The organism is Neorhizobium sp. T25_27, from assembly GCF_002968565.1.
Taxonomy (GTDB): domain Bacteria; phylum Pseudomonadota; class Alphaproteobacteria; order Rhizobiales; family Rhizobiaceae; genus Neorhizobium; species Neorhizobium tomejilense.
Genome location: NZ_PVBJ01000035.1, coordinates 1 through 674 on the forward strand (window position 1 = coordinate 1; position 674 = coordinate 674).

Below are 674 nucleotides of genomic sequence, written 5' to 3' on the forward strand. Positions count from 1 at the left end.
GCACATCGGCTGGATTGTGAATCCAGTAAAGGTCGATGTAGTCGGTGCCGAGGTTGGCCAGACTCTGCTCCAGCATGTCCGCCATAGACGTGTCGCTGGTTCCCGCGATCCGCGGGTTGAACTTCGTGGAGAGCTGGTAATCGCTGCGAGCGTATCGCTTCAGTACCTCGCCGAGCATGGTCTCTGAACGGCCCATGCCGTACACAATGGCTGTATCCCACAGGGTAAACCCGGCCGCATGTGCCTTGTCCGCGACCTCTTCCAGGCCAGCCTGAGTGAGGCTGCTGCCGAAGTAACCGTCGCCAGTTTCACCGCTGTCGCCCCAGGCCCAGGTGCCCAGTGCGATGGTGGGGGTCTTCAGTTTATCGCTTGTCATGTTTGCTCCATCTTGTTCTGCGGCCAAGGTTGCTGTGACCCCGGCGCCGCTGACACTGTGACGCGCGGCGACGCCGAACCGTTAGCCTGATGCGCCGGAATTACTGCCCGATCCTCCAGAAGCCGCGCGGATCTGCCTTGCCGACTTCCGGCGCGGGTGCGATGGTCCGGCACATGGAAACACTGACCGAAATTGCCGCCGTGATTGCCCGCCACGTCTCGAAGGATGGCTTCCACGCCACCCCCATCGAACGGATGACGCTTGTTCAATCCTCCACAGTGACGATGCCGATGCCGAA

At 61.3% G+C, this 674-nt stretch carries 1 protein-coding gene; it reads right to left on the minus strand.

What is annotated here, in order from left to right:
* Positions 1-376, minus strand: a 376-nt coding sequence (locus C5J24_RS31590) for an aldo/keto reductase (protein ID WP_172724209.1), incomplete at its 3' end; no start/stop codon positions are given.
* Positions 377-674: the final 298 nt, after the last annotated feature.